This is a genomic window from Planomonospora algeriensis (assembly GCF_977012225.1).
On sequence record NZ_CDRNDK010001047.1, the window covers coordinates 1 to 611 of the forward strand.

General features: G+C 78.7%; 1 protein-coding gene. It reads right to left on the minus strand.

Going from position 1 to position 611, the window contains the following annotated elements; all coding sequences use genetic code 11:
- Positions 1–177 precede the first annotated feature (177 nt).
- Positions 178–611 (minus strand): ATP-binding cassette domain-containing protein (locus tag ACWJ6R_RS37715; protein WP_449066762.1); only part of this gene is annotated, 434 nt, incomplete at its 5' end.

Here is a 611-nt window from a genome sequence, read left to right on the forward strand (position 1 = left end):
GCCGAGGACGCCAGCCAGGCCAGGCCGGCCGCCGGTCTGCCCGCCGCGAAGCCGTCGTCGATCGCCCGCGCGAGGGCCAGGCCGATGACGAGCGCGGCGCGCTCTCCAGCACCGACCACAGGCCGAGCCGGACCAGGACGCGCGGATCCCGGCGGAGCGCCCGCAGAACCGGCCGCTTCACGGCGTGCCCGCCCGCTCCGCGGCGCCCGTCCGGCGCGGGCGGGGCCCGGGTTCGTCCGGCCCGGTCCGCCGCACCTCGAAGACGGCCCGGTAACCGGGATCGTCCCAGAGCACCCGGTGCCGGTCGTAGCCGCGGACCCGCCCGCCCTCCAGCCAGATCACCCGGTCGGCCGCCGCCGCGGTCGCGACCCGGTGGGTCACGATCAGACGGGTACGGCCCGCCAGCTCGCCGGCGAGCGTCTCGCTCACCCGGCGCTCGGTCAGGGTGTCGAGGCTGGAGGTGGCGTCGTCCAGGACGAGCAGGCGCCGGCCGTGCGCGAAGGCGCGGGCCAGGCCGAGCCGCTGCCGTTCCCCGCCGGACATCGGCGCGTCGGCGAGCGGGGTGCCGTACCCCGAGGGGAGCCTCCTGACGAAGGCGTCGGCGCACGCGG